Below are 21384 nucleotides of genomic sequence, written 5' to 3'. Positions count from 1 at the left end.
ACAAGGTTAAGATTACAGGATTTCCACTCTTCTCTAGTAAGTTTTGCCACGCTAGGTTAAAACTCCCAACTAATGGAGCCAGTTATCCTTAAAGGTTCACTTCTGACAACATATGTTGTTCCATAGCTATAGTCCGTATCAAAAAGATTACTGATATTAATTGCAGCGTTCAAACCACCTATACGGTAGTAAAGTGCTGCATCAGTCCGAAAGTAACCAGGTATTTCAAACGACGAGTTAGGCAATTCTGCTGGCCGCTTTCCCATATAAAACAGCCCCAGACCAAATCCTAAACCTTTCAAACCACCATTTTGGATCTCATAAGTAGTCCAGAGGGCAGCTTGATGCTCTGGCACATTTGCAAATCGATCGCCTACAGGAACGGTATTATCCTCTGTAACTACTGCGTTAGTGTAAGCATAAGAAGCAATCACTTTCAGCCCTGGCAAAATCTTACCCCCAATATCCAACTCGATCCCTCGACTGCGTTGCTCTCCGACCTGAATCTGATAACCAAGCAAAGCTCTCTCTATCGGGATCGGGGTTTAGCACATTCGACTTGGTGATTTGATAGCCTGCAAGCGATGCTGAAAGCTTTCCGTCTAAAAAGTCAGCTTTAATACCTGCTTCATATTGGGTGCCTCTGGTCGGCTTGAACTGTTTGCCATCAGGGTTTGCTCCAAAGTCAGGGACAAAAGATTGACTGTAGCTGGTGTAGAGAGAAACTTCTTTACTGAGTTGATATACTAACCCAATTCGGGGACTGAACGCACTCTCATTGAGTTCTTCAGAACCACCATTCTGTGAAGCCCAATCGAAGCGCCCGCCAACTAATAGCTTTAGGTTCTCTAAAATGTCGATTTGATCCTGAAGATAAGCACTGTAAGATTGATTACTTCCAAAGCTGAGGGGACTTCTATTAATTACAGGGTCTGGAATATTGTAGTTTGGGTTGGTAATATCTAGAGTGGGAAGTCCGAATCCTTTTTCTCCTTCATCTATTCGTATATAACCAACACCGCGAGTTAAGTCAAAGCCCACCAAAAGTTGATGCGAAATTGATCCTGTCTTAAACTTACCAAGTAAGTCGATATTTCCATAGTATGTGTCTTACGTAAATTCACGCTCTGACCCATCCATCTCCATGAAACGATCATCTACTAAATTGACTGGAAAAGTATATGTTTCAAAAGTCTCAGTCCACAATACAGAAAGATTATTACGAATTTGCCAGTTATCGTTAAACTTGTGAGTTAGCGTATACCCCAACCTTTGAGTCGTCAGATCAACATAGTTGAACTCAGGATAGCCGATATACAGACTCCGAGGTAAGAAGCTACCATCGCTGAATGCCCAATTATACGTCGAAACTGGATCTGCAATATATCTCATGTACTCATAGTACAAAGTCAGGTCTGTCCGATCTCCAAGTTTCAAGGCGATTGAGGGTGTGATTTCGGTGAAGTTTGTGTGGACAAAATCTTGATAACTGTTTGCACCTTCATAGCTGGCGATAAAGCGATAAAGTACGGTTTTATCGCTATTTAATGGACCGGAGAAATCGATACTGGGCTAGATAATATCCATAACTTCCCACATCAAATCCAAGCTTGTAATAAGGTTCACTCAAAGGTTGTTTGGTGACAACATTGATGATCCCACCTGGTTCTACGGCTCTAAACAGAATCGAAGCAGGTCCTTTGAGAACTTCCACTTGTTCAATCGTGGCAATGCCTGTTAGACCGCTGTAGTTCTCAGCATCTCGAAAGCCATTTCGGAAATTTCCTCCCTGTGTAAATCCTCTCAGAAAAAACTGCCCGTTGGGAGTAAAGTTGTATCTTCCACCCTCCAAAACACCACTGACCGTTTGTATTGCTTCAGACACACTTCTGACGTTGCGGTCTTCCAGCAACTGTTGCGGCACGACCTGAATCGATGCTGGAATATCGCGCAAGGGTGTGTCGGTTCTGGTTGCAGTGCTGGAATTCTGTACGCGATATCCATCTTGCTCTCCCGTCACCACCAACTCAATCGGTTCATCCTGCTGTGGTGCTGGTTCTTCTTGCGGTGTACGAGGTGCTGGCTGTTCTTCGGTTTGTGGTGTTTGGGGTGGCTGCTGTGCCGTTGCCTGTGATGCTACCGCAAACACCAGCCCGGCATTATCATCAAATAACTCAACTGCGGGCAAAGCTTTCTCACCTACCACCGTCACTCGAACAGTATTTGCGTCAATATTTGTTACTGTTATTTCAGTAATTCCCGCAAGGGGCTTCTCGGAACGAAATGTGAAAGCATCGCCTGATTGTAAACGCAACTGTCCACCAGATACATCTACAATAAAATTATTGCCCGTGCTGCGATTTGTAACTTGTAGTTGAGTACCTTGAGGGGTCTCTAAAATCACCTCCACACCTTTGTCGGTGGCATTTGCTTTAACGGACGTAATTGGTACAGCATTTGCTTGTTGAGCCACTGTGTGCACACAAGTCGAATTACCCCCCTTAATCCCCCGATGTATTGGGGGGAAACCGGAAATATGGTTCCCTCCCCGATCTTCGGGCAGGGTTAGGGTGGGGTAAAACCCAGATTCTTGAACTACTTCCGACTTTTGTGTACACCGTAGCTTGTTTAGGCGATCGCCCAGGTTAGAGGTATCTATTTGTTGATGTAAATTATCAATACCTTTTTGTAACAATTTATCTCGATTCTCAAGTTTCGCCTCTGCCCAAGCAGGTTGAATTACCAAGATGCTGATAATTTCTACCAAACTTGCTGCAAGCATAAGATAGATATTGGACTGCCAACTTTTCATACCGCTCCCCACACAGTTTTGATTAAAAGATTTATTGCGTATAATTATTAATTGCAATGAGGCTTAGTGTAGAGGAGCGATCGCCCTTGAGTCTATCCTGAAACAGGCTTACTATCCCGAAACAAGCTTTTTGCCAAAAAAACATTCACTTGGTGTAATCCCAAACCTGCGCTTAAAGGCAGCACAAAAGTGTCCGAAGTGAGCGTAACCCAATAAATTTGCAACTTCGGCAACACTCAGGCTACCACTTCGCAGTAACTGTTCTGCTCTCTCCATACGTTTATCAGTTAGATAACAAAATACTGTTGTGCCAAAAAGTTGACGAAATCCGCGTTGAAGGGTACTTTCACTCACCCCCACAAGTTGCGTCAATTCTATCAGCGATGGCGGATTCTTTAGACGGGAAAGCAAAATATCCTTGGCATAATGAATACGGGCAATGTTTTGAGCCTTTAGTTGTGAGTATGGTTGCAGTCCATCTTGCTCTGCCATAATGGGAGCTAGTTGCAGCGTCATTAATTCTTGGATCTTTGCCTGCAAATACATTCGTTTCGTCATTCCTTTGTATGGACAGTTGACGATTTGCTGTGCTACTCCTTGGATAGCTGTTGTAGTTTTCAGGTAAAGTAATGTTTGCCAATCATTACCTTTTGTAAGAAACTGCAACTGGGGAGAAATGTCTCCATCCTCTGCGGGGAAAAAGGTTCTCAGTACATCAGGCTCCATCAGGTTGTCAACACTCGTGTATCGGCATTTCGGAATCGTCGCTAACATTGCTCGTTGCACGCCGCTACCAGAGATCATTGTGTATCCTTCTCCAACCTGTCCTCCGTACCCGTTTAAACATTTGCCTGAAAGGAGAACTTGAAATTGTACGGGATGAGCGGATTCAGGGACTTTTTCGAGAATGTCGTTGTAATGTTCTACGTCATAATTTAAAAGCCAGAGATCGGGATGCACTTCAATCTCTCGCACATATCCTTTACCCTCCCAACTAGGTATTTGGTAAATAAATTCATTAAGCTCTGGGTTTTGCAGGTTGTTCATTTGCTACTTCTACCTCCTTCTTCCAGCGCTGTCATAGTCTGCGACTAATAGTTTTAATGCAATTAATTAGCAATAATTTTACAGTCATTAGGGAAAATTGGATATTTACCCTTAGCACCACTAGCAGCAACCACCCAACCCCAAGCCTTGTTGCAACAAGTTGTGGAACGAGTGAATCAACTTCAGCCAAGACAACGACCAGAAATTTCTGCTTACACCCAAATCTTAGCGGGGTTAAAATACAAAAAGGACTTGATTTGACAATTGTTTCGGGAGGGTATGATGCGCGAGTCAGTAATTTATCAAGAAATTCTAAGAGAAGGGGAACAACGAGGAGAACAATGAGGACGGCAAGCAAAGGCGCGATCGCTTTCGTGTTGAATAAAATGCAAGTTTGCTAAGTTCCTATATTGAATTCGGACAGTCGTTGATTGAATTCGGGCAACCACCAAGAATTTACGGCGTTGCTGATTGCGGTATGAATTAAGCAGACACAAGAATAGAACGGTACTTTAAATAGTAAAGTAACAATCGGATAGAATATTTAAGCATTTCTACTGACTTAGAATAACACAGTGTTTTGCGATCTAATCGTGCCAAATAATGTCTCAGCCTTGTGTTTTCACCCTCGACTCTGGTCATATATGTTTTGCTCACAATATGGTCTCCCGAATCAATAAACTGAGGGTAAACTTTCCATCCATCTGTAACGTAGAAGTAGCATTGCCAGGAGGCGACAAATTCCCACAAAGGCTTAAATGTTTCTGCGCTATGGTCACCCAAGACCCAACCGAGAATTTTTTGACTAAAGTGGTTTACTGCTGTCCACAGCCAGATTTTATTTTTTTTGAGCAAACATTGGTTTCTAGTTCATCCAGCTCTCCAACTAATGGATTATTGCGTAGGCGTAGCCCGTCGTAGACATCGCCTGACAGTTCTTTTTCATGCACGTCTGGGCTTGGTGCATCTACCATCGTTTGACCCAGTTGTTTGACCCAGGTGATGATAGTAGTATGATGAACCCCCTTGACACGTTCAATGCCCCTGAAACCCATACCATTGAGATACATTTTTAAGCATTCTTCCTTTATCTGATTACTGTAAGTTCTTGAAGGTTCGTAGTTATCAATAAACTGGCGACTACAGCTAACACATATGTAATTCTGTTTACCACTTTTTCTCCCGTTATTACGGATATGCCTGGAATCACAACTTGGACAATTCATATTCAAGTACCCACTAATTCATACTCCATTATGCAACGCCGAATTTACATAAAAAAATGGCAGGGGGCGTTCGTCGAAGCGAACGCAAGCGTCCAGTGCGTCAGCCTAAAAAAGAGGCTGTTGCTTGATATTGTGGATGCTGGATCTTTGTCAAACGTGCCTGGTAGCTGTGTATTTGCGATCGCGATTATGAATGTATTCTGCCATAACTGGAATCAAGTTGATAAAATTTGCGTTACAGCTATTTTCAGGTAAATAGACCACGCGGTAGGGGCGCAAGGCCGCCCCTACAACAGATGTGGTTCAAATACATGAAAACTGCTGTAATACCAACCCTGTAATTTTAGAATCATACAATTAGAGACATCCAAGAATTAAATTACTCAATTCCTGCATCCAACACCAGTATCCAATTTCTTCTCCCCCTGCCTCCCCTGCTCCCCCTGCTCAAGAACAGCTTACCTAAACGATTGATTATTTTTTTATTTGGAAGTCCCTTATTAAAGTGATCGCGCTATTCCAGCACTCTCAACCAAGCTTGCAAGTCTGCGTTCGGCTTTGCCGTTGCCCCTTGGGCAATCGCTTCAAACTCCAGCAATGCCTCACCGAAGAGGCAGAGGGGAAGGGGGCAATAAGCAGTTCTTGAGCAAGCCCAACACTCTGCGACAAGCGTTGCGGAGCATGGGTACGTTCGCGGAGCGTCTCGTTGGCGCAGCCTCTTGTAGAGAAGAGAAGCCCCGCCCTGGAAGGGCGCTCGGAGTACCGAGTACAGTGGGAGGCTTACAGCGAAATAGCTAAACCAATTTACTGTCAGACAATACCTTTCAACTCCCTAGCACGTCACGGCGTAAATAGAGCAACCATTTTAAATCCCTAAAAAGCCCATTCCATAATACTTTTGAATGCGTGACTTTTGAATGCGTGACTTTCGCCTTGCGGTACTAGCATATTGTGCTGTTGTTAATAATCGGGGATAAATCGCGGTAAAATTATTGCTATTAATTAGCATTAACTTTACCATCAACTAGTCGCCAACTATGACCATTACCCCGACTATATCAGAATGGGATGAATGGTGGGCAGAAGCTGCCAAAAATAGCCAGCAAAATCCATCAGAGCCATTTGAATCATATTCTCAAGTACCCAGGCAACTGGGTAAAGGCTATGAACGAAGTATCGAAGTCTATCGCCAACTCCACCTTTCAATTGGGGAGTGTGAACATCACGATGATATATCGATGAAAGTTCCTGAATCGAATCATCCTCTGCAATTTGGTGTCGAGCTTTTAGGAAATAATGCAGACGATACACTGATCTCTGGTGCTGGCGTTCAACGCTCATGGATGTCAATGACTCCAAAATCACGGAGTGTGGGCGTTAATATTGAAATGCCACCTGAGCTATTGGCAACCTTTTTCCCGACAGGCGGTGAAATTCCTTCCCAATTCAGCATACTGGCGAAGGGTAATGATTGGCAGATAATACTACAGCCCAAAAAGACTAGTGCTGTCAACTCTGTGGTGCAACAAATCATCTATTGTCCCTATCAAGGAATCACCAAGCTGATGTTTTTGCAGGTAAGAGTACTGGAACTGATTAGGTTGCAGTTAACTCCGATGCTGGTGGATCAAGGTGGAGTGCAAAGCTCGCTACGACTAAAGCCTGAAACTATCACCCGAATTTATCATGCCAAGGACATTTTACTCTGCCGTTTAGATAATCCACCATCGTTACTAGAATTGGCGCAAATAGTGGGGGTGAGCGAGCGGACTTTGCGTTATGGGTTTCGAGAATTATTTAATACAACAGTGTTTGGTTATCTCACCGAGCAACGGATGAAACAAGCAGAGCAACTTTTGCGGGAGGGTAAGTTGAGTATTACCGAAGTTGCCAATTTGATTGGTTATTCCCAGCCAGCAAGCTTTACTACTGTTTTCAAAAGAAAATTCGGGATTACACCCAAAGAATGTTTGTTAGGGAAAAAGAATATTTTTGGAGTCTAATGCCGTTTTGCAGTGGAAATGCCGTTTTGCAATAGACACGATCGCAAATGCCACTCTACACTAAGCTTCATTGCAATTAATAAATATCGGCAATAAGCCTTGTAATCAAAACTGTGTGAGGAGTGGGATGAAAAGTCGGCAGTCCAATATCTATATATGGCTGACAGCAAGTTTAGTGGGGATGATCGGCACTTTAGTAATTCAACCTGCTTGGGCAGAGGTAAAAGCTGAGAATAATACTCAAAAAGCCTCACTTATGCAGCAGGATGGCGGGAATCGAAAAATCCGGCAATTGAGCGAGCTAGAAATTCCCCTCACCAGCGCTCAACATTTACTAGTGCAGTCGCCCACACCGACTAACCCCACTTCACAAGGGAATGTTATACCAATAACGTCCGTGAAAGCTAATCCCACCGACAAAGGTGTGGAGATAATTTTAGAAACACCTGCTGGAACTCAACTGCAAGTCACAAATCGCAGCACAGATAATAATTTTATTGCAGATGTTTCTGGCGGGCAATTGCGTTTACCATCGGGCGATGCTTTCACATTCCGTTCGGAAAAGCTCATTGCGGGAATTACCCAGGTAACAGTTACGAATATTGATCCAAATACTGTGCGGGTGACGGTAGTAGGTGAAAAGGCTTTGCCTACGGTTGAGTTATTTGATGATGATGCAGGGTTGGTTTTTGGTATAACAACTGCTGCAACGGCGATGCAGCCATCACCGCAGCCGGAGACACCGCAAGAGAAACCAGCAGCGCAGGAGGGTGAGCCGATTGAGTTGGTGGTGACGGGTGAGCAAGATGGGTATAACGTACCAGATGCATCAACAGCCACCAAAACCGATACGCCACTACGAGATATTCCCCAATCGATTCAGGTGGTGCCGCGACAGGTGCTGGAAGATCGTGGTGTACGAAGGGAGGTTGAGGCATTAGAGACTGTCAGTGGCGTGGTTGACTTCGACACTAGACCTACCGAACTTGGGACTCAAGTTTATATCCGAGGATTTGGTTCAGGCGTTAGTCTCCGAAATGGTTTACGCAATCAAGGTTTTACCTCAATTGGAACGGTTGAGCGGGTAGAGGTACTCAAAGGTCCCGCCTCAGTTTTGTTTGGAGCATTAGAACCGGGCGGGATTGTTAATTATGTGACTCGGCAACCTTTGGCTGAACCTTACTATAAAATAGGATTTGAAGCAGGCAGTTATGGGTTTTATCAACCCAGCATTGATTTATCAGGACCATTGACTGCGGACAAAAGTGTACTCTATCGCTTAATTGCTACCTATCAACGTGGAGGGGACTTTAAAGATGACACTCCGATCAATGAGCAGGTCATCTCGATTGCACCCTCAATTACATTTAGACTCGGCGATCGCACAGATATAAATGTTTACTATGAGTACAACAGACATGATGAAAATTATACGTTTGAGCCTCTTCTAGGCGATGGTAGTTTCATCCCAAGTAATGTTTATACTGACTACTTTTCATCAGCAACTAGTAAAGATCAGAGAGTTGGTTATACCCTAAATCACAGGTTTAACGATAGTTGGCAGCTTCGGCAAAATTTTTCGGCAACTTTTTCTACAGGTCTAACGAAACAAATTGGGTATGGAAATTTACTGAACGATCGTTTCCTTACAGATTACTATGCCTATTCATTTGATTCGCCAGAAAATACATACGCTGGACTCATTGATTTGGTGGGAAAGTTTAAAACTGGATCAATTTCGCATCAGCTTGTAGCTGGCTTTGATTTTGCTCGTCAAGTGTCATATCTTGCGTTTTATGGTAATTCATTTGACCTGCCCCCTCTAGATATTTTCAATCCAAATCATGATGTCTTACTGCCAGAAATCCCCTCTGGTCCGTTCAGCTCTCCTACCATTAGCCAATCCTACGGAGTTTACCTTCAAGATCAAATTGCCTTCAGCGATAATTTTAAAATGCTGATTGGTGGTCGCTATGATTGGATAATTCAAAATGACGGAGCCTTTAGTCCTCGAATTGGACTAGTGTATCAGCCCAGTCGGAATGTTTCACTCTATACCAGCTATAGCCAATCCTTCAATCCATCAAGCGGGCCTAATCTAAATAATGAACCGTTTAAGCCAACTAGGGGAACTCAATACGAAGTTGGGGTCAGAGCAGATTTTTTGGATGGTAAACTTTCAGCTAATCTGGCTGCTTATAATCTCACAAAAACGAATGTGCCAACTCCCGATCCCGATCCGATCTTGGCGCAACAGGGTTTCCAGGTACAAGTTGGGGAACAACGGAGTCGCGGGATTGAGTTAGATGTCACGGGTGAAATTTTACGCGGTTGGAACATTGTTGCTTCCTATGCCCTCACAGGTACGGAAGTCACTGAAGATAGTTCCATACCCAGCACAGTTGGTAATCGCTTCCAAGGCATACCACAACACCAAGCGAGTCTCTGGAGTACTTACACCCTACAGAAAGGAGCTTTGCAAGGGCTTGGATTTGGCTTAGGGCTATTTTATGTTGGTGAGCGTCAAGGCGATCTGGCAAATTCATTTCAAGTAGATGATTATCTGCGAACTGATGCAGCACTTTTCTACCGTCGGAATGGGTTCAATGCAGCAATCAATGTGCGTAACCTCTTTGACATCGACTATGTTAGTTCTGTCAGCAGTGGCATACTCTTTATTAATCGAGGAACCCCACTGAGCATTACTGGCTCTGTTAGTTGGGAGTTTTAACTTGCTGGCTTTGTTAGTTATTGGCTAAACAATTTGTCCCAATGCAGGTTTGACCTTGGTGTTCAGATCCCCAACTTTTTAAAAAAGTCGGGGATCTATGCCTTGCTGCGGCTCATCACTAACCCCCAAGTGCTTCTAGCCTTGAGAGTAAATCAGCCATTCCCTGAAAATCTAATAGTGCTTCACCAATTTTTACAGGCGCGTTGGCATTAGCGTTAGCGTACTCCTACGGAGAAGCAAGCTACGCGGAGCGTCTCGTTGGCGCAGCCTCTCGTAGAGAAGAGAAGCTTACCGTAGGTATCGCTCTGTACTGGTTCAATTCTTGCGTAGGCGTAGCCCGTCGTAGACATCGCTTTCGTGTTAAATAAAAGCAAATTTGCTAAGTTCCTATATTGAATTTGGACAGTCGTTGATTGAATTTGGGCAACCACCAAGAATTTACATAAAAAAAATGGCAGGGGGCGTTCGTCGAAGCGAGCGCAAGCGTCCAGTAGTCAGCCTAAAAAAGAGGCTGTTGCTTGATATTGTGGATGCTGGATCTTGGTCAAACGTGCCTGGTAGCTGTGTATTTGCGATCGCGATTATGAATGTATTCTGCCATAACTGGAATCAAGTTGGTAAAAATTTGTGTTAATACCAACCCTATAATTTTAGAATCATACAATTATTGAAGCGATCGCGCTATTCCAGCACTCTTAACCAAGCTTGCAAGTCTGCAATCGTCTCAAACTCCAGCAATGCCTCATATCATGTCCGGCTAAAGACTTATACATAATTCTGTAAAAAATTGGCAGGATTGAAAGCAATATCTATTTTAACGATGCGATCGCCAGATTTCATTTCAGATATATCTTCTTCATCCTTCCATCCTGGTGGAACAAACTCTAAAAAATTCGTGCCACTCGGAACACCACTACGTTGACCTGACATATTAAAGCCAAATTCTAGGAATTCTTTGATTTTGCGAGATGGATAAAAAATATCTAAATCTTGGTCAAGTCTTTAGTTAATTATGAGTATTTCTATCCCACGCAACTGAATAACTCTTTCATATCCTTTACCAAAATCCTCTGGACAAATTTTGGTGACATCAGCATTATCATCAGGATCTAAATACTGGGCATTTGCTTGCCATTGTTCTTCGTACTCTGCTTTGGAAATGATGTGTACCACTGCTGTCCTTATACTGCTAGCTTTAGATTTAAACTAGCATTTATAGATAATACTTCTCAAGTAAGTGGCTTGCCAACTTTAGAAAAAAATAAATTTGAGCGCTTTAGGTTAAACATGAAAACCGGGAGTAATATCGTGTCCGGTTAAATACTTATAATATATGTAGGTTGGGTTGAGGAACGTAGCAAGATCCCGAAGGGTAACCCAACATTTTATCCTTGTTCACGTTGGGTAACACTTAAGTTCAAACGCCACTTGCTTCTCCCCTTGGGAGACGCTGCGCGAACTTTTCAGGTGTTCCCGGACAACGCAGTGGCTCCCCAACCTATATTGATAGATTTATATTAAAAGTAATCACCCGAACTTGATATAACCCTGTTTTGTCACTCTCGGAAAACAATAATCGAAGCAAGATTCTGAAACTTTGATTGAGTCAAGCTTTGAGCCTTTATTTTCTAATAGAAACTGAAATTTCTAGCCAAAACCTGGAGATTTAAGCCCTGAAAGGCTTTCAGTGATTGGGTTATCCCAAAGTGATAAAAGAGGGATAAATGCGTAGGCGTAGCCAGTCGTAGGCATCGCCCAACTTTTGGGGTAGAAAAACCTCTATCTCGCCGAACTGAAATGTTGCAGTAGCAGATTCCGCCTGGTTGAGGCGTAGCGCGTTGTAAGCATCGTCTGCTCAAAAATTGTGTTTCCGACCTCGATTTTTAGCAATATTTTAAGTACTATTGCTTCTTGACAAATCGTATCCGACCTTACTTTTCACAAATGAATGTATGCAGAGTATTTACAAGGTTAATTCGCTATGAATTATTATTCTGATAATGAATAACTCAATTCTGACAACTCACAACTTGACTATTGGTTACAAGACATCCCGGAAAACTGTTCGGAGTATTGCGTCGGATATTTCTGTGTCTCTCTTAGCGGGGGAACTGGTTTGTTTACTCGGGCCCAATGGTGCGGGTAAATCTACATTACTGCGATCGCTCGCCGGAATGCAACCACCAATCGCGGGTGAAGTACAACTCTTAGGCGAAAACATCTATCATTTACAACCACAAGAATTAGCCAAACGTCTGAGTTTGGTACTTACTGAGAAAGTTGATGTAGGAATGCTATCAGCTTACAGCTTGGTGACCTTGGGACGATATCCTTACACTGACTGGTGGGGAAATTTGACTAACGATGATGAAGCAATAGTACATTGGGCAATCAAGTCTGTGGGAGCAGTACACTTAGCACAATGCCAAGTTAGCGAATTAAGTGACGGTGAACGGCAAAAAATTATGATTGCGCGTGCTTTGGCTCAGTCACCTATTGTTATGTTACTTGATGAGCCAACAGCATTTCTAGATTTACCGCGACGGGTGGAAATTATGCAGTTGTTACGCCAGTTAGCACGGGAAACTAATCAAGCAATTCTCCTTTCTACTCACGATTTAGATTTAGCTTTGCGTCTAGCTGATAAAGTTTGGCTGTTATCAACTAATGGAATTTTACACGTTGGCGCACCGGAAGATTTAGTGTTGAGTGGTGCATTTGCTGATACTTTCTGTAGTGAAGGCGTAAAGTTTGATATTGCTTCCGGGGAATTTCATATCCACATACCTCACAAAGGAGAAATTCATTTGATAGGTGAGGGTATTGCAGTAACATGGACTATTCGTGCTTTAGAAAGAGTAGGATTTTTAGTTACTCAAAGTGCAAGGTCTTCCACTCTAGAAGACGCTACGCAAACACAAATCTCAGTGGAAGTTATATCAAACTACGAACAAGTTTTATGGCGAATCACAAATAGCAAGACTGTGTACACTCATCATTCATTGTATGAAATGATTAAATTTTTGGATTATTTATCAAAACAGAATTCAGGAGTCAAAAGCCAGAATTTAGAATGAATTTTGAACGAAAAAGTGGATGAATCAAGGGCGTTTTTGCACCCCCACGCTTATCGTTCGCAAGAGCGTCTCTGAAAGAGAAGATTTAGTGGTGCAACAATTCGGTGGGGGGTCTGAATTCCCCACTGATTGATTCTGACTTCTGAATTCTTCTTCAAAGAAGTATTTTTCCTAATTAATAGCCCAACTTTTTGTCGTAATTGTAAGGATTCAGCACCCAGAGTCAGGAGTTAGAATTTATAAGGAATCTAGAATAATTAGTATATTTAATAAAATTTTAGCAAAAAGCTCTGTCGCTGTTATTTGTAGGATTCGGCAAAGTTATCGGAAATCAAAGGGTTTAAGACCCCTACCTCTACAGGTAGCGCGGAGTCGGAGCCACTCCGCCTCCAAATCATTTTCAGTCGAGGTTTAAATCCCCGTCTGAAAATCTCTAAAATGTTTGAATTTTGAATGCGTGAATTTTGAATTGTTAATGTTGGTTTGCCGATGGGACATTCCGTGACTAATGAGCGCATCTAGTTGGGTTTTGTCGGAATTAGTTAGATGAATCATGCACTTTTTGCGTTATTAGTAATCAATAGACTAACGCATGGGGCATGGCGAATGGAAATAATTACCAATGACGCCAGTCGCCTCAAGTCGGGAAACCCTTTCGGCAGTTCCTCATGGGGGAAACCCCCAGACGCTCGATGACTCGCTAACGCTGCGCTATCGCCCTTGGCGTCTCCCCTTGGGAGAAAACCGGACTGCCTCACCACGGCGCTGGCTCCCCAATGCCCAATGACGCCAGTTGCTTCTCCTGTCAAAGACGCTACGCGTAGCTTGCTTCTCCGTAGGAGTACAAGTCGGGCATTGCCCGCCCAACGCACTGGCTCCCCAATGCCCAATGCCCAATACCCAATAATCATGGCTCGTACCCCTACATTAAATTTTGATCGTGGCACATTAATTTTGCATCCACCACCACGCGGCAAAGGTTGGATGGACTATGCTACGTGGGATGATAGAGTTGAAAAATTCCGCATCCCAGCAATTAGATACCGATCGCTAGTGGAAGCACTACAAGCGGAAGATGTTAATTTTATCGATGAGGCAAAGCAATTTTATCCTATAGATTTGGTTCCCAGTCTGGAAATGGAACCCTATCCCCACCAGACTGAGGCGCTAGCAGCTTGGAAACTGGCGGGTAGACAAGGGGTCGTTGTGCTTCCCACGGCGGCGGGAAAGACTTATTTAGCGCAAATGGCGATGCAGTCAACGCCGCGCACGACGCTGATTGTTGTGCCAACTTTAGATTTAATGCATCAGTGGTATGCACACTTGGTGGCGGCTTTCCCTGATGCTGAGGTGGGATTGCTGGGAGGTGGTTCGCGGGATAGAACAGCTATTCTAGTTGCAACTTATGATAGTGCAGCAATTCACGCCGAAACGTTAGGCAATCAATATGCTTTGATTGTTTTTGATGAATGTCATCATTTACCGACAGATTTTAATCGGGTGATTGCTGAATATGCGATCGCACCTTATCGTCTTGGACTCTCCGCGACACCGGAACGCACCGATGGTAAACATGCTGACTTAAATATCCTCATTGGGCAAGAAGTATATCGCAAACGCGCCGAGGATTTGGCGGGGAAGGCGTTAGCAGAACATGAAATTGTCCAAATTAAGGTAAAGTTATCGCAACTTGAGCGGGAAAGATACAACCAGTTAATTCAAACCCGCAACGACTTTTTAAAGCAATCTCGGATTTCTTTGGGGAGTCTTCAAGGTTGGCAAATGTTCGTGCAAATGAGTGCTAGATCGCAATCTGGACGTAGAGCTATGTTAGCGCACCGGGAAGCGAAAGATATCGCTTTGGGTACTGATGGGAAGTTGCGAATTCTGGTTAATTTATTAGCAGAACATTATCCAGCAAGAATTTTGATTTTTACTGCGGATAATGCGACGGTTTACCGCATTTCTCAAGAGTTGCTAATTCCGGCAATTACTCATCAAACTCCTGTGAAAGAACGGCATGAGATATTAACAAAGTTTCGAGAGGGTAAATATAATACTTTGGTTGCTTCTCATGTGTTGAATGAAGGTGTTGATGTGCCTGCGGCTTCTGTGGCAATTATTTTATCAGGAACGGGTTCGGCTAGGGAGTATATTCAGCGTTTGGGTAGGGTTTTACGGAAGGGGAATATTGAGAATAAGCAGGCGATTTTGTATGAGGTGGTGGCGGAGGATACGAGTGAGGAGGGGACTTCGGCTAGGCGAAGAGGGGGAGCAGGGGGAGCAGGGGGAGAAAAAGAGAGGAAAGGGAATTTGCATGTTGTGTATGGGAGTGGGAAGGAAAGGAGTTTGAAGGCTGCGGAACAGTTAGAAATTAATTATTCAACCGGAAGTTCAAAATCTAAAATCCAAAATTCAGATGTTACCGACAGAGTTACTGATGCATCGCCAAAACGGGGAGGAGATAATTCCGAAGAGACTGAAGATTGATCAGAAAACTTCGGAGTTGGCGATTGAGTTAATTAATTATTTTCAATCAGCAGTGGGGAAGACTCAAGGTGTACTTGAGCGACAGCTGACTGATTTTGAAGGAGATTCAACAGATTATCGTCTGAAGCGGGGATTAGCTTATATTCTCAAAAGCAGTTTTTGCACTTTTGAGGTGATTAGTCCTCTGGAACCACAAATGTTAAGAGAACGGGTGTTTTCGTTGGCTGCAAAGTCTGTTTCTAGTCGGGAATCAACACAAGTTACTTTGAGTAAAATTGCTGATGAGTTAACTCAAGAACTTGAACGGGAAGTTTTATCGGAACAGGTTCGGAATGGACTATATGCTGATTTATCGGAAAATAAAATTTTGACTGTTTTTGATGCACCAACAGCGCCAGATTTATTAAATCGATATAACTTATCTCAAGTGCAGGGTGTATTTTATAAAGCCAGTCAACTTGTATTAAATGCTCACCGGAATGTTCCGGGTGAATATAAGCTGTTATTTCGCTATTTGAAGTTGTTTCAATTGATGGCTTATATTGAGGGCGATGCTGACCACGGGTTTACAATTACGATAGATGGGCCGACAAGTTTGTTTAATCCTAGTACGCGATATGGGTTAGCGATCGCTAAACTGATTCCGGCTTTACTTCACGTTACTAAATGGAGTCTTTCTTCCATTCTCCAAACCCGCGACGCTTATACCAATACTTGGAAAACTGGACGTTTCACCCTCAATTCCGAATGTGGTTTGGTATCCCATTATCCACCAGGGAAGCCCTACGATAGTATGCTAGAAGCATCCTTTGCTGATAAGTGGGATGCGTTAAAAAGTGGCTGGGCGTTAGAGCGAGAAGTTGATTTGATACCAATTCCCGGTAGTGTGATGATTCCCGATTTCCGCTTGGTGCATTCTGATGGCCGCACTTTCTTATTAGAAATTGTCGGTTATTGGCGACCAGAATATTTACAAAAGAAGTTTTCTCAGGTGCGGCGTGCTGGACGTGACGACTTAATTTTGGCAATTTCTGAGCGACTTAATTTAGAAAAAGCGGGAGTAAAATTAAATGATGTCCCCGCCAGAATTGTTTGGTTTAAAGATAAGTTATTGCCGAAAGCTGTGTTAGCTGTAATGGATTGATTAAGGAGAAATAAGATGAAAAGTATAGAAACAATTGCCACAGTTACCAAAGATGGTAAAATTACAGCGCAGTTACCATTGGATATTCCAGAGGGTGAGCATCAGGTGGTAATAGTAATTGATGAAAAGCCTTTGACTGAAGAAGCAGAGAGGAAAGAAAAGCGTCCTCCTCTAAACTTTCCTGTACATAATTATGATCCTTGGCCTGAAAATCTTTCTTTAAGACGTGAGGATATGTATGGTGATTGGGGGCGGTGATCCTGTTTTTCTAGACACAAATATCCTGGTGTACGCTAGTCAGATTCAGTCTCCATTTCACCAAGCTGCTATGGAGACTATCCAAGGTTTTTATGATACAGGGGTTGAGTTATGGATTAGCCGACAAGTGTTGCGGGAATATTTGGCTATGCTTACCCGTGCGCAACAATTTGCCAACTCACTACCCATTGCAATAGTAATTCAGGATCTCCGCTATTTCTATAACCGCTTTCGGGTGGCTGAAGATAATTCTCAGGTGACAGAAAGGTTACTGACACTCATGGAGGAAATTTTTAGCGGTGGTAAGCAAGTTCATGATACAAATATTGTCGCCACCATGCTAGTTTATGGTATTTCTCAGTTACTCACTCACAACATAAGTGATTTTGCAAGATTTTCTAGGTTAATTACTGTCTTGCCATTACAAGGTTAGATTGCTTGTTGTTACTACTCGTGAAAATTTACTTCACGTTATGAAATGCAGTCTTTTGGTAATTGTGCAATTTCACAGACTAATCCCAAACACTTCTGCGTTCCCAAAACTGGGCGACTCTTTTTTCCCACTGCTCCCAATAATCTTTGATGACTGCTGATTCAAACCAAAATACCTCAGCTGGCATTTCTGGAATCGCTATTACCAAGAGAGCGTGGTTTAGCTGAATGCCGTAATCTTGATAATACTCGTTAGCTGCTCCTATGTATGCCGTAAGTTGTAGTGGATGTTCATATAAATGCTCAATTGAGCCTTTGGGTTTGTCTGCTGTTTTCCATTCGCAAATACAGGGAATACCTTGATAGCTGGCAATACAATCAACTTTGCCAGAATAGCTCAAATCATGATGAAAAACTGAGCCTTCTACTAGTCTAACTGTGTCGATTTGTTCTAAAACTGGCTTGATACTCTCCCAATAAGGGCGACTCGCTTCGGGACAAACAGGATTTTGACCAAGGAGGTAACGCTCAATTTGCTTGTGTGTTTGGGTTCCCCGACGACTAGCAGATGTAGTAATGCGGGTAGCTTCTTCTGTACCAACACGCGCTTTCCAGTTTAATAATCTGTCTCGGTCTGCTTGTGATTTGGTGGCATTAAGTATTGTAGTCACGCTGGGAAAGCGATTTCCCTTGGCATCTACATAATATTGTTTACCATTTTCTCTCTTGGATGTGGCATTAATGCGTGGTAGCAGTTGGGTATTAAATTGCATTATTAATTCGTAGTTCGTAATTCGTAATTAAGAAAGTGGCGATTATAAATTTAAGTTCATCTTCCACACAGGCAAAACTTGCTTTTGCAGGTTTTAAAACTTTAATTTTTATTAGTTTGCGTAGGTAGACTACCCTGCGGGAAGCCACAAAGCGTCTATGTTTGTATGAGCGCGAATTCTATTCGCTAAATTATTGAAAATGGTTTTATTTAGGAAAATAACGATAAATATCTTTCCGGTGTAGTACTCGCTGAAATAGGACTGTTTCTCCATCAAAAATAAGTCCAATACGATAATCACCGACGCGGATGCGATAAGCATTTTCATCACCTTGAAGTTTTTTGAGGTTAGTAATTTCTTCAAAAGTTAATATTTGTGGTACTTCTTCAAAAGCAAGGGTTCTAATAGTCTCATAGTAAGGTGTACTTTTCAGAGCTTTGAGATCCTTGATAAAGCTGGGTAGATATTGGGTAATCACTCTTATTCTAGTTGTGCTAATGCTTCATCAATATTCAGAGGTGTTTCATGTTCTACTGCTTTCATTGCTAAGAGAAGTCCTTCATTCTCAATAGCTTCTAGCAAGCGTAGATAGTCATCAAAATCTATGACTACTTTGCGGATATTACCTTCCATATCAGTAATCAATTCTTGAGCAAAAGGGTATTTCTCAGCTTGCATTTGGGTTGTGATTTTAGTACTCCTACTATGACTTTAGCGTTAATAGATATAGTATGGCTTTAGTAAATGTATTTGTGAGATTTTACTCAAGAGAAAAACGCGATAGAACCCGCCTTTCAAGATAAATCTTAATAATTTTGTATTATCTCTTCTCAGATGAGATGCACTAAAGTAAAATATCTCACAGTGTTATTTCGTAATTCATGGGTAAAATATGGAGCCTGTAACCCTGACAGCAGCCGCGATCGCTACCTTAGTGATTACGAAAGCTTTTGAAAAAACTGGCGAAATCCTGGGAGAAAAAGCTTTAGAGCAAGGTGGGAACTTATTATCATTGCTCAAGCGTAAAGCACCTACCACAGCGACAGCTATCGAACTAGCTCAAACACAACCTTTAGATTATGGTCAAGCTTTTCTGGTTGAGCAGGTAGAACAAGCTGCACAAAAAGACCCTGAAATTGCTCAAGCTGTTAAGGATGTGGCAGATACTGTTAAATCTCAACCCTCTATCATCCAGAATTTTACGAACACAGTTGATAAAAATTATGGCGGCAATGTTGGGAACGTTTCTAATGACAACCGCAATCAAACGTTTAATTTCTGACTACAGTCGCCCGAACGGGAACGGGTAAAGTCAAATCCCTCTACTGAAACACCGCAAAATTTACCCCTGAGTGGGGTACTAAAGTTTGTTGGACGTGAAGCTGAATTGCAAAACCTGCATGAGATGTTGCAGGAAAATAATCAGGTGGTAATTGCTGCGATCGCTGGCATGGGTGGACTGGGTAAAACAGAACTGGCCTTACAATATGCAAAGGCTCACCGTGAAATTTACAAAGGTGGAATTTGCTGGTTGCTGGCAAAGGCTGGAGATGTGGGCATTCAAATTGTGCAGTTTGCCAGAACGCAGCTTGACTTAAACCCACCAGATAATTTAACAGAAGATCCTAACCAAAAATTACTCGCGCAAGTGCAATATTGCTTTCAGCATTGGCGTGAGGGCGATGTGCTGCTAGTGTTAGACGATGTTGGGGAATATCAGCAGGTTAAGCCTTATTTACCTTCGTCATCTTCCCGATTTAAAGTGTTGATTACCACGCGCCAACACTTAGGAGCATCTATAAAGGAATTATCTTTAGATGTATTGCAACCAAAAGCAGCGCTGGAGTTATTAAAGTCATTTTTTAAAGAAACACCACAGCGAATTGAGCAAGAATTGGCTGTTGCAAATCAGTTGTGTAAGTGGTTGGGATATTTGCCTTTGGGTTTGGAATTAGTCGGGCGATATTTGGCGCGGAAACAAGACTTATCTCTAACAGAAATGTTGCGGCGGTTAGAGAAAAAGCGGCTCGAACAACGCGCCCTTGTGAAACCAGAAGCCGATATGACAGCACAACGAGGTGTGTTAGCAGCCTTTGAGTTGAGTTGGCAGGAATTAAAAGACAGCGATAAGCAGCTTGGCTGTTTGCTGAGTTTATTTGCCGCCGCACCTATATCTTGGAAGTTGGTGGAACAGTGTTTACTAGAGGAAGATGAGGAAGATTTAGAGGAAATTAGAGACGATCGCTTGCTGAATCTGCATTTACTCCAGCGCAAAGGTGAGGGAATTTATCAACTACATCCACTGCTGAGAGAGTTTTTCCAATATAAGCTTACAGGTTTAGAACAGGCAGAGGAATTAAAGCGATCGCTTTGTTGGGTAATGGTAGCAGTTGCCCAAGATATTCCTCAATCATCCACTCTTGAGAAAATCACCGCCGTTTCTCCCACCATTCCTCATATAGCTGAAGTAGCGAATCATCTCATTCAATACGTCAGCGATGATGATTTATTTTGGCCTTTCATCGGTAACGCTAGATTTTATGATGCTCAAGGTTTATATAACCAAGCTTTACCCTGGTATGAACAATGTCTAGAAATCACTAAAAAACGCTTGGGAGAAGAACATCCATCTGTCGCCACTAGCCTCAACAACCTAGCGGGACTCTACAAATCCCAAGGCAAATACAGCGAAGCCGAACCCCTTTGCATCCAAGCTTTAGCACTCAGCCGCAAGCTGCTCGGAGATGAACATCCATCTGTCGCTACTAGCCTCAACAGCCTAGCGGGACTCTACGAATCCCAAGGCAGATACAGCGAAGCCGAACCCCTTTACATCCAAGCTTTAGCACTCAGCCGCAAGCTGCTCGGAGATGAACATCCATCTGTCGCTACTAGCCTCAACAGCCTAGCGGGACTCTACGAATCCCAAGGCAGATACAGCGAAGCCGAACCCCTTTACATCCAAGCTTTAGCACTCAGCCGCAAGCTGCTCGGAGATGAACATCCATCTGTCGCTACTAGCCTCAACAGCCTAGCGGGACTCTACGAATCCCAAGGCAGATACAGCGAAGCCGAACCCCTTTACATCCAAGCTTTAGCACTCAGCCGCAAGCTGCTGGGAGATGAACATCCATCTGTCGCCTTTAGCCTCAACAGCCTAGCTCTACTCTACAAATCCCAAGGCAGATATAGCGAAGCCGAACCCCTTTACATCCAAGCTTTAGCACTCTGCCGCAAGCTGCTGGGAGATGAACATCCATCTGTCGCCTCTAGCCTCAACAGCCTTGCGTCACTCTACGAATCCCAAGGCAGATACAGCGAAGCCGAACCCCTTTACATCCAAGCTTTAGCACTCAGCCGCAAGCTGCTCGGAGATGAACATCCATCTGTC

The 21384-nt window shown here is 43.1% G+C and carries 23 protein-coding genes and 1 pseudogene; 13 read left to right on the top strand and 11 right to left on the bottom strand.

Annotated elements, in window-relative coordinates; translation table 11 throughout:
• Positions 1 to 56: 56 nt before the first annotated feature.
• The 5 genes from HWQ58_RS33735 to HWQ58_RS33715 all read right to left on the bottom strand — a co-directional run bounded on the left by HWQ58_RS33735 (position 57) and on the right by HWQ58_RS33715 (position 3859).
• Complete coding sequence (locus tag HWQ58_RS33735; RefSeq protein WP_292872500.1) at positions 57 to 470, bottom strand: TonB-dependent receptor; 414 nt, start codon at positions 468 to 470, stop codon at positions 57 to 59.
• A complete protein-coding gene (locus tag HWQ58_RS33730) occupies positions 454 to 1041 on the bottom strand; it encodes a TonB-dependent receptor (protein WP_292872498.1) in 588 nt (195 codons plus the stop codon). The genes HWQ58_RS33735 and HWQ58_RS33730 overlap by 17 nt, the downstream gene beginning before the upstream one ends.
• 69 nt (positions 1042 to 1110) lie before the next feature.
• Positions 1111 to 1392, bottom strand: coding sequence for a hypothetical protein (locus HWQ58_RS33725; protein WP_292872496.1), 282 nt, complete (start codon positions 1390 to 1392; stop codon positions 1111 to 1113).
• 148 nt (positions 1393 to 1540) lie between these two features.
• Positions 1541 to 2812 (bottom strand): TonB-dependent receptor plug domain-containing protein, encoded by a 1272-nt coding sequence (locus HWQ58_RS33720; RefSeq protein WP_292872494.1) that lies wholly within the window; start codon positions 2810 to 2812, stop codon positions 1541 to 1543.
• A gap of 111 nt (positions 2813 to 2923) precedes the next feature.
• Positions 2924 to 3859 carry an AraC family transcriptional regulator gene (locus HWQ58_RS33715; protein WP_292872492.1) on the bottom strand — a complete coding sequence of 312 codons (936 nt, stop codon included), beginning with the start codon at positions 3857 to 3859 and terminating at the stop codon, positions 2924 to 2926.
• A gap of 105 nt (positions 3860 to 3964) precedes the next feature.
• On the opposite strand from HWQ58_RS33715, the pseudogene HWQ58_RS33710 reads away from it, so the two are divergent.
• A pseudogene (locus HWQ58_RS33710) lies at positions 3965 to 4201 on the top strand (hypothetical protein); the annotation flags it as partial.
• A gap of 141 nt (positions 4202 to 4342) precedes the next feature.
• Here HWQ58_RS33710 and HWQ58_RS33705 read toward each other — a convergent pair.
• A protein-coding gene (locus tag HWQ58_RS33705) for an IS1 family transposase (protein ID WP_292872490.1) occupies positions 4343 to 5085 on the bottom strand; the annotation gives its coding sequence in 2 pieces (ribosomal slippage) (positions 4343 to 4713 and positions 4713 to 5085; 744 coding nt in all).
• Here HWQ58_RS33705 and HWQ58_RS33700 point away from each other — a divergent pair.
• The 4 genes from HWQ58_RS33700 to HWQ58_RS33685 all read left to right on the top strand — a co-directional run bounded on the left by HWQ58_RS33700 (position 5056) and on the right by HWQ58_RS33685 (position 10453).
• Positions 5056 to 5340 (top strand): hypothetical protein, encoded by a 285-nt coding sequence (locus HWQ58_RS33700; RefSeq protein WP_292872508.1) that lies wholly within the window; start codon positions 5056 to 5058, stop codon positions 5338 to 5340. The genes HWQ58_RS33705 and HWQ58_RS33700 overlap by 30 nt on opposite strands.
• A 782-nt stretch (positions 5341 to 6122) precedes the next feature.
• Positions 6123 to 7088, top strand: coding sequence for an AraC family transcriptional regulator (locus HWQ58_RS33695; protein WP_292872488.1), 966 nt, complete (start codon positions 6123 to 6125; stop codon positions 7086 to 7088).
• A 127-nt stretch (positions 7089 to 7215) separates the two neighbouring features.
• Entirely contained in the window at positions 7216 to 9819 is a 2604-nt protein-coding gene (locus HWQ58_RS33690) for a TonB-dependent siderophore receptor (protein ID WP_292872486.1), read from the top strand.
• 376 nt (positions 9820 to 10195) lie between these two features.
• Positions 10196 to 10453 carry a hypothetical protein gene (locus tag HWQ58_RS33685; protein ID WP_292872484.1) on the top strand — a complete coding sequence of 86 codons (258 nt, stop codon included), beginning with the start codon at positions 10196 to 10198 and terminating at the stop codon, positions 10451 to 10453.
• 131 nt (positions 10454 to 10584) lie between these two features.
• Here HWQ58_RS33685 and HWQ58_RS33680 read toward each other — a convergent pair whose 3' ends face one another.
• Positions 10585 to 10749: a hypothetical protein gene (locus HWQ58_RS33680; protein WP_292872482.1), complete on the bottom strand. Its 165-nt coding sequence runs from the start codon at positions 10747 to 10749 to the stop codon at positions 10585 to 10587.
• A gap of 72 nt (positions 10750 to 10821) precedes the next feature.
• Positions 10822 to 10992 (bottom strand): hypothetical protein, encoded by a 171-nt coding sequence (locus HWQ58_RS33675; RefSeq protein ID WP_292872480.1) that lies wholly within the window; start codon positions 10990 to 10992, stop codon positions 10822 to 10824.
• A gap of 827 nt (positions 10993 to 11819) precedes the next feature.
• On the opposite strand from HWQ58_RS33675, the gene HWQ58_RS33670 reads away from it, so the two are divergent.
• The 6 genes from HWQ58_RS33670 to HWQ58_RS33645 all read left to right on the top strand — a co-directional run bounded on the left by HWQ58_RS33670 (position 11820) and on the right by HWQ58_RS33645 (position 17221).
• Entirely contained in the window at positions 11820 to 12896 is a 1077-nt protein-coding gene (locus tag HWQ58_RS33670) for an ABC transporter ATP-binding protein (protein WP_292872478.1), read from the top strand.
• A 622-nt stretch (positions 12897 to 13518) separates the two neighbouring features.
• Entirely contained in the window at positions 13519 to 13683 is a 165-nt protein-coding gene (locus HWQ58_RS33665; protein ID WP_292872476.1) for a hypothetical protein, read from the top strand.
• Between the two features lie 122 nt (positions 13684 to 13805).
• Positions 13806 to 15386, top strand: a complete 1581-nt coding sequence (locus HWQ58_RS33660; RefSeq protein WP_292872506.1) for a DEAD/DEAH box helicase family protein — start codon at positions 13806 to 13808, stop codon at positions 15384 to 15386.
• The gene (locus HWQ58_RS33655) at positions 15316 to 16530 is read left to right on the top strand and encodes a DUF790 family protein (RefSeq protein ID WP_292872474.1); all 1215 of its coding nucleotides are present in this window, start codon (positions 15316 to 15318) and stop codon (positions 16528 to 16530) included. Before HWQ58_RS33660 ends, HWQ58_RS33655 begins: the two co-directional genes overlap by 71 nt.
• 15 nt (positions 16531 to 16545) lie before the next feature.
• Positions 16546 to 16788: a hypothetical protein gene (locus tag HWQ58_RS33650; protein ID WP_292872472.1), complete on the top strand. Its 243-nt coding sequence runs from the start codon at positions 16546 to 16548 to the stop codon at positions 16786 to 16788.
• Entirely contained in the window at positions 16769 to 17221 is a 453-nt protein-coding gene (locus HWQ58_RS33645) for a type II toxin-antitoxin system VapC family toxin (protein WP_292872470.1), read from the top strand. Before HWQ58_RS33650 ends, HWQ58_RS33645 begins: the two co-directional genes overlap by 20 nt.
• 79 nt (positions 17222 to 17300) lie before the next feature.
• Here the strand turns inward: HWQ58_RS33645 and HWQ58_RS33640 are convergent, their stop codons facing one another.
• From HWQ58_RS33640 to HWQ58_RS33630, 3 genes are all read right to left on the bottom strand, one after another.
• Complete coding sequence (locus HWQ58_RS33640; RefSeq protein WP_292872468.1) at positions 17301 to 17993, bottom strand: PD-(D/E)XK nuclease family protein; 693 nt, start codon at positions 17991 to 17993, stop codon at positions 17301 to 17303.
• A gap of 205 nt (positions 17994 to 18198) precedes the next feature.
• Positions 18199 to 18471 (bottom strand): type II toxin-antitoxin system RelE/ParE family toxin, encoded by a 273-nt coding sequence (locus HWQ58_RS33635; protein ID WP_292872466.1) that lies wholly within the window; start codon positions 18469 to 18471, stop codon positions 18199 to 18201.
• 2 nt (positions 18472 to 18473) lie between these two features.
• Positions 18474 to 18671 carry a hypothetical protein gene (locus tag HWQ58_RS33630; protein WP_292872464.1) on the bottom strand — a complete coding sequence of 66 codons (198 nt, stop codon included), beginning with the start codon at positions 18669 to 18671 and terminating at the stop codon, positions 18474 to 18476.
• Positions 18672 to 18885: 214 nt separating this feature from the next.
• On the opposite strand from HWQ58_RS33630, the gene HWQ58_RS33625 reads away from it, so the two are divergent.
• Both HWQ58_RS33625 and HWQ58_RS33620 read left to right on the top strand, forming a co-directional pair.
• Positions 18886 to 19275 (top strand): hypothetical protein, encoded by a 390-nt coding sequence (locus HWQ58_RS33625; protein WP_292872462.1) that lies wholly within the window; start codon positions 18886 to 18888, stop codon positions 19273 to 19275.
• Between the two features lie 123 nt (positions 19276 to 19398).
• A partial coding sequence (locus HWQ58_RS33620) for a tetratricopeptide repeat protein (RefSeq protein WP_292872504.1) occupies positions 19399 to 21384 on the top strand: 1986 nt, incomplete at its 3' end.

Origin of the sequence: Nostoc sp. LPT (assembly GCF_017115165.1) — a bacterium.
Taxonomy (GTDB): domain Bacteria; phylum Cyanobacteriota; class Cyanobacteriia; order Cyanobacteriales; family Nostocaceae; genus Nostoc.
This window is presented reverse-complemented; position numbering and strand designations above follow the sequence as displayed.

Coding starts and splice junctions, on each gene's coding strand:
- HWQ58_RS33725 (WP_292872496.1), bottom strand. CDS start 1,392: ATGAGATATATTGCAGATCCAGTTTCGACGTATAATTGGGCATTCAGC.
- HWQ58_RS33720 (WP_292872494.1), bottom strand. CDS start 2,812: ATGAAAAGTTGGCAGTCCAATATCTATCTTATGCTTGCAGCAAGTTTG.
- HWQ58_RS33715 (WP_292872492.1), bottom strand. CDS start 3,859: ATGAACAACCTGCAAAACCCAGAGCTTAATGAATTTATTTACCAAATA.
- HWQ58_RS33700 (WP_292872508.1), top strand. CDS start 5,056: ATGCCTGGAATCACAACTTGGACAATTCATATTCAAGTACCCACTAAT.
- HWQ58_RS33695 (WP_292872488.1), top strand. CDS start 6,123: ATGACCATTACCCCGACTATATCAGAATGGGATGAATGGTGGGCAGAA.
- HWQ58_RS33690 (WP_292872486.1), top strand. CDS start 7,216: ATGAAAAGTCGGCAGTCCAATATCTATATATGGCTGACAGCAAGTTTA.
- HWQ58_RS33680 (WP_292872482.1), bottom strand. CDS start 10,749: ATGTCAGGTCAACGTAGTGGTGTTCCGAGTGGCACGAATTTTTTAGAG.
- HWQ58_RS33670 (WP_292872478.1), top strand. CDS start 11,820: ATGAATAACTCAATTCTGACAACTCACAACTTGACTATTGGTTACAAG.
- HWQ58_RS33665 (WP_292872476.1), top strand. CDS start 13,519: ATGACGCCAGTCGCCTCAAGTCGGGAAACCCTTTCGGCAGTTCCTCAT.
- HWQ58_RS33660 (WP_292872506.1), top strand. CDS start 13,806: ATGGCTCGTACCCCTACATTAAATTTTGATCGTGGCACATTAATTTTG.
- HWQ58_RS33655 (WP_292872474.1), top strand. CDS start 15,316: ATGTTACCGACAGAGTTACTGATGCATCGCCAAAACGGGGAGGAGATA.
- HWQ58_RS33650 (WP_292872472.1), top strand. CDS start 16,546: ATGAAAAGTATAGAAACAATTGCCACAGTTACCAAAGATGGTAAAATT.
- HWQ58_RS33645 (WP_292872470.1), top strand. CDS start 16,769: ATGGTGATTGGGGGCGGTGATCCTGTTTTTCTAGACACAAATATCCTG.
- HWQ58_RS33640 (WP_292872468.1), bottom strand. CDS start 17,993: ATGCAATTTAATACCCAACTGCTACCACGCATTAATGCCACATCCAAG.
- HWQ58_RS33630 (WP_292872464.1), bottom strand. CDS start 18,671: ATGCAAGCTGAGAAATACCCTTTTGCTCAAGAATTGATTACTGATATG.
- HWQ58_RS33625 (WP_292872462.1), top strand. CDS start 18,886: ATGGAGCCTGTAACCCTGACAGCAGCCGCGATCGCTACCTTAGTGATT.